This window comes from Streptomyces flavofungini (assembly GCF_041028215.1).
Lineage (GTDB): Bacteria > Actinomycetota > Actinomycetes > Streptomycetales > Streptomycetaceae > Streptomyces > Streptomyces flavofungini_B.
This window is the reverse complement of record NZ_JASKYR010000588.1, coordinates 1-5,610: the sequence shown is the minus strand read 5'-3', so window position 1 is coordinate 5,610 and position 5,610 is coordinate 1. Positions and strand designations below refer to the sequence as shown.

Genomic DNA, 5,610 nt, shown 5'->3' with positions numbered 1-5,610 from the left:
CCCCAGGGTGCACCCGAAGCGGCCGGGGCGGGGCGGACACGGAGGACGATGCTGCGTACATGGGGTGAACAGATCCCTTCGTGTGCCTGTGAATTGCGAGCACCTCCCGGCCCGGCCGCTTCGGGTGCACCCTGGGGAGTGCCTTGCGGCGGCCGGGTCGGGGTGGCGCATTCCTACCTGACACCCGGCGTCCCCTGGCACACCATGTGGCGCACCCTGGCGAACCCTGGCGAATAGTCGCTCAGCAACTGACAGACGGTTACTGTCAACTCAGCCGAGAACCTGGGGGCTTGACGTGAACGGACAACCCAACACCCGCCTTTCGGACCTGTTCGGCCTGGCCGGCTGGTCCAAGGGTGAGCTCGCGAGACTGGTGAACCGGCAGGCGGCGGCCATGGGCCATCCGCAGCTGGCCACCGACACCTCGCGGGTGCGGCGGTGGATCGACATGGGCGAGATCCCGCGCGATCCGGTGCCCCGGGTGCTGGCGGTCCTGTTCACCGAGCGTCTCGGCCGTGTCGTGACCACTGAGGATCTAGGTCTGGTCCGGCAGGGACGCCCAGGGAAGCGGCAGGGCGACGGGAGTGTGGAGCACCCCGACGGCGTGCCATGGGCGCCCGAACGGACGGCCGCGGTCCTCACCGAATTCACGGGAATGGACCTCATGCTCAACCGACGCGGCTTGGTGGGCGCGGGCGCTGCGCTTGCCGCAGGCTCCGCACTCAGCAGCGCCATGCACGACTGGCTGCACGCCGACCCGGCCCTCGCGGCCGACGCCCCCCGTCTCAGCGACCCCCTGCACGTCGACCCCGCCGGGTCCGACCGCTACGAGGCCGCTCCCATCGGGTCCCAGGAGATCGAGGAGCTGGAGCGCTCCGTCGAGGTCTTCCGCGCCTGGGACGCGTCCCGGGGCGGCGGACTCCAGCGCAAGGCCGTGGTGGGCCAGCTCAACGAAGTGGGCGGCATGCTCGCCTACCGCCACCCCGATCACCTCCAGCGGCGCCTGTGGGGCGTCGCCGCCAACCTCGCCGTCCTCGCGGGCTGGATGTCGCACGACGTCGGCCTCGAACCCACGGCGCAGAAGTACTTCGTCATCGCGGCGCACGCGGCGCGCGAGGGCGGAGACCGGCCGCGCGCCGGGGAGGCCCTGTCACGGGCCGCGCGCCAGATGGTGCACCTCGGCAAGCCGGACGATGCCCTCGACCTGATGAAGCTGGCCAAGTCCGGCGGCGGCGACGAGACCCTGCCGCGCACCAAGGCGATGCTGTACACCATCGAGGCCTGGGCGCAGGCGTCGATGGGACAGGGCCAGGCCATGCGGCGCACGCTCGGCCTCGCCGAGGACCTCTTCGTCTCCGACAAGGGCGACGTGGCGCCACCGAGCTGGATGGCGATGTTCGACGAGGCGGACCTGCACGGCATGCAGGCCCTGGCGTACCGCACCCTCGCCGACCATGAGCCGGCCGCGGCGGGCGTCGCGCAGCGGCACGCCAAGCTGGCCCTGGAACTGCGGGCCAAGGGCCGCGACCGCTCGCAGATCTTCGACTACATCTCGCTGGCCTCGGCCTGCTTCATCGGCGACGACCCCGAACAGGCCGACCGTTACGCGCGCCTGGCCCTGGTGTCGATAAGTTCGAACTCCTCCCACCGCACCTGGGACCGGCTGCGCGAGATGTTCCGGCTGACGGCGCAGTACTCGGGCTACCCGAAGATCCAGGACCTGCGCGAGGAGATCAAACTGGCGCTGCCGAAGGGGCCAAGGGGGTCGGGCAGGACGGCACGGGCGTGAGCTGAGTTCCGGGTGGCGTACTAGACCCGGGCCATCAGCAGGCAGGCGTCGTCCTCGCGCGGGACAGCGCCGAAGGCCTGTACGACCGCGCGCACGCAGTCCTGCGCGCTGCGCGCCCGGGGGAAGTGGGGGGCCATCGCGAGCAGATCGGTGGTGGCCGTGTCGCGGTCGCGGCCGGGCACCAGTCCGTCGGTGTGCAGCAGCAGGAGGTCACCGGGGCGGAGCTGCACCTCGGCCTGTTCGTAGGCCGCTCCGGAGGCGGCTCCGAGGGTCACGCCGGTCGGGGGGATCAGCGCGCGTCCCGTCCCGTCGCGGAACAGCAGGGGGGCGGGGTGTCCGGCCTGCGCCCAGGTGAGGCGGTGGCCGTCCGGTTCGTAGCGGCAGCAGAGGGCGCTGCCGAGTGCGGGCTGGGCGGTCGCTTCCAGTAACTGGTTCAGCCAGCCGAGGAGACGTCCTGGGCGGGCTCCGGCGACCGCCATGCCGCGCAGCGCGCCCAGCAGCATCGCCATGCCGGAGGTGACGGTGGCGCCGTGGCCCGTGAGGTCACCGACGCTCAACAGGGCGTCGCCGTCGGGCAGTTGCATGGCGTCGTACCAGTCACCGCCGATCGTCGTGCCGGAGGAGGAGGGGAGGTAGTGGGCGGCGAGGTCCAGGCTGCCGGGGCCGCTCGCCGGGAAGCGCAGGGTGTCGCGCCAGGGCGGGAGGACCGCTTCCTGGAGGGCGGCGGCGAGGTGCTGCCCGGTGTCGGCGAAGTCGTGGTTGCGCTGGAGGGTGTCCCGGCTCTCGAGGACGGCGAGCCTGCTACGGCGCAGTTCGCTCACGTCCCGCAGGACCGCCCACATGGAGGCGGTGGAGCCGTCGCTCGCGAGCACCGGCTCGCCCATCATGTGCACCTGGCGCACCTCGCCGCCCGGCCGCACGACGCGGAACTCGCCGTCGATCGGCTTTCCGTCGACGAGGCAGTCCGTGACCATCGCGGTGAGCAGGGGCTGGTCCTCGATGTGCACCAGGGCGGGGAGTTCGTCCAGGGACAGGGGCGGGGCGGCCGTGTCGCGGCCCAGGATTTCGTAGAGCTCGCCGGACCAGGTGGCCTCGTCGGTGAGGAGGTTCCACTCGGCGCTGCCGACCCGGCTCAGGAGAAAGCCCTCGCGCGCGTCCTCCGTGTCGGGCGCGGCCGGCGCCGCGGGCTCCCCTCCGGCCCGCGGCGGGCCTTCGCGCAGTTGGGCGAGATGTTCGTCGAGGTCGTTGAGCTGGTGCACCGCCAGATCGCACAGGGCCCGCTGCCAGCGTCCCGCCGCGTCCGCGCCGTCGGTCACGGTCTCGCGCCGCACGGCGTCCACCTCGCCGCGCAGGCGGCGCGTCTGCGAGATCAGCGCGTCGACCGCGCCGCGCTGGGGCGGCTGAGTGGCGGCATGGTCCGCGAAGACGTGGGACGGCATGGGGTGCTCCGTTGAAGAGGCGGTACGACCAACTCGGCAGTGGTGGACCGCTCATGACTTTGGCACAGCGGGTGAGGGCCCGTAAGGGATTTGGCAACACCCGATGCAGTGTTGCTTAGGGCATATGCCTTTGTCCTGCGGGTATGTGCGTACCGGGGCGTAAGTCTGTGGATAAAGAGTGAAGAACACGTAGGTGTTTCCGGCCGGAATGCGGAGTTCCCGAGGAGTGGCCGGGGTGCGGCCTGGGCGGTTCGTCTACGTCGGCCCCGGTCCGTCCCGGTCCGTCGTCGAGCGCGAGGGGCATTTCCGTTCGACGGACGAGCAAGTGTGCCATTCGAATACTTCTTCCGGGTCAGTTCGCGAAACGGCGCGCGCCGGGCGCTCAATCCGGGCGCCCGGGAACGAACGCACGGCGCACTCAGGAACGCAGATACCGGATGACGGCGAGCACCCGCCGATTGTCGTCCTGCGACACGGGCAGCCCGAGCTTGTCGAAGACCGACGCCACATGCTTCTCCACCGTGCCCGCCGAGACGAACAGGGCCTGCGCGATGGCCGCGTTGGAGCGGCCCTCCGCCATCAGCGAGAGCACCTCGCGCTCACGGGCCGTGAGCGGCGCGAGGTCGGCCGCGCGGCGCCCCGCCCCGGCGAGCTGCGTGACGACCTCGGGGTCGAGCGCGGTACCGCCCGCCGCCACGCGCGCCAGCGCGTCGGTGAACTCCGCGACATTCGCCACCCGGTCCTTGAGCAGATAGCCGACGCCCGCGGAGCCCGCGGCGAGCAGCCGTGTGGCGTACCGCGTCTCGACGTACTGCGAGAAGAGCAGCACCCCCGTGCCGGGGTACTTGGCGCGGATGTCGATGGCCGCGCGCAGTCCCTCGTCCGTGTGGGCCGGCGGCATCCGGATGTCGACCACGGTGACGTCGGGGCGGTGCTCGGCGACCGCCGCGCGCAGTGCGTCCGCGTCGCCCACGGCGGCGGCCACCTCGTGCCCGCGCTCGGTGAGCATCTGGGCCAGCAACTCCCTGAGGACGGCGGCGTCCTCGGCGATCACGACACGCATGGCCCGCATGCTCTCACGCGCGCGGCGGCAGCTCGACGGTGACCGTCGTGGGGCCGCCCCCGGGGCTGTGGACCTCGATGCGCCCGTCGACCGTGCGGACCCGCTGCGCGAGCCCGGTCAGGCCGCTGCCCGCGCCGGGCCGCGCGCCGCCCCGCCCGTCGTCGGTGACCGTCAGCCGCAGCAGCCCGCCGCGCTGGGTCACGGCGACCCTCGCCCGGCGGGCGCCGCTGTGCTTGATGACGTTGGCCAGGAGTTCGGCGGCGCAGAAGTAGGCGATGGTCTCGATCGCGGGGGTGGGCCGCACCGGCACGTCCGCCGTGAGCTCGACCGGCACCGAGCTGCGCGCGGTGAGCGTGGCGAGGGCGTCGGGCAGTCCGTCGTCCAGGGCGGGCGGGTGGATGCCGCGGGCCAGATCGCGCAGCTCGGTCAGGGCCTGGGTGGTGTTCTGGTGTGCGCCCTCGACCAGTTGCCGGACGCGCCGCACGTCCAGGGGCAGGCCCGCGTCGAGGCGCTCCTTGACCATGTCCAGGCTTATCGCGACGGCGACCAGGCGTACTTGCGCGCCGTCGTGCAGATCGCGCTCGACCCGGCGCAGCAGCGCCACCGAGTCGTCGACGGCCAGGGCGCGGGTCTCCTCCAGATCGCGTACGCGGTCGGCGAGGCGGTCGGGGCCGAGCAGCGCCCTGATCAGCCAGCGGTCGCCCGCGACCACGGCCCGGGTGACCCAGGGCGCCGTCAGCAGGGTGACCACGCCGACCAGGACCGCGAGCCAGGTCCCGGCGAAGGTGCCGGCGTCCTGGCCGCCGAAGGGCAGGGGGCTGAGCACCGGCATGCCCCCGGGGTCACCGGGTGCGGGCCGCTGCCCGAACACCGTCCAGCGCAGCGGAGCGGTGAGATTCACCAGGCCGGTCAGCCACCAGAGGGCGGCGTACGCGGTCAGGGCGCCGAGCGGCAGTTTGGCCAGGACGTAGGCCGCCGCACGCCAGCCGGTGCCGTCCCGCAGCCGCGCGTCCAGGCGCCCCACGAAGCCCTGGCCGGGCCGGAACGGAGGCGGGTCCGCGACCCGTTCGCCGAGCAGCGCCGCGGCCAGCGCGCGGTGGACGCCGCCGAGCGCGCGGGCCAGCAGCAGGCACGCGATGACCAGGAGCGCGCCCGCCACCGCGAGCAGCAGCGACACCGTGAGCGCCAGGCCCAGCGCGAGCAGCACGGTCAGGAGCAGCCCGCCGGCGATCCCCAGCGGGGAGGTGGCGAGGCAGTACAGGGCCTCGGCGGCCCGTTCMSCCGGGGGGGCGGGCCGCCGAGGGCGGCCCGGATGATCT

4 protein-coding genes are annotated in these 5,610 nt (G+C 73.0%); 1 reads left to right on the top strand and 3 read right to left on the bottom strand.

Annotated features, from left to right (window positions below):
• Nucleotides 1-295: 295 nt before the first annotated feature.
• Nucleotides 296-1,789 (top strand): DNA-binding protein NsdB, encoded by a 1,494-nt coding sequence (locus AB8Z36_RS30320; protein WP_369216588.1) that lies wholly within the window; start codon nt 296-298, stop codon nt 1,787-1,789.
• A gap of 20 nt (nt 1,790-1,809) precedes the next feature.
• On the opposite strand, the gene AB8Z36_RS30315 is transcribed toward AB8Z36_RS30320, so the two are convergent.
• The 3 genes from AB8Z36_RS30315 to AB8Z36_RS30305 form a co-directional block, all read right to left on the bottom strand.
• Nucleotides 1,810-3,228 carry a PP2C family protein-serine/threonine phosphatase gene (locus AB8Z36_RS30315; protein WP_369216587.1) on the bottom strand — a complete coding sequence of 473 codons (1,419 nt, stop codon included), beginning with the start codon at nt 3,226-3,228 and terminating at the stop codon, nt 1,810-1,812.
• Between the two features lie 418 nt (nt 3,229-3,646).
• Nucleotides 3,647-4,291, bottom strand: coding sequence for a LuxR C-terminal-related transcriptional regulator (locus AB8Z36_RS30310; protein ID WP_369216586.1), 645 nt, complete (start codon nt 4,289-4,291; stop codon nt 3,647-3,649).
• A 13-nt stretch (nt 4,292-4,304) separates the two neighbouring features.
• Nucleotides 4,305-5,610 (bottom strand): sensor histidine kinase (locus AB8Z36_RS30305; RefSeq protein WP_440582035.1); only part of this gene is annotated, 1,306 nt, incomplete at its 5' end.

Bases quoted from the DNA above. Each gene is read 5' to 3' on its own strand.
- AB8Z36_RS30310 (WP_369216586.1), bottom strand. From the start codon at position 4,291: ATGCGTGTCGTGATCGCCGAGGACGCCGCCGTCCTCAGGGAGTTGCTG.
- AB8Z36_RS30315 (WP_369216587.1), bottom strand. From the start codon at position 3,228: ATGCCGTCCCACGTCTTCGCGGACCATGCCGCCACTCAGCCGCCCCAG.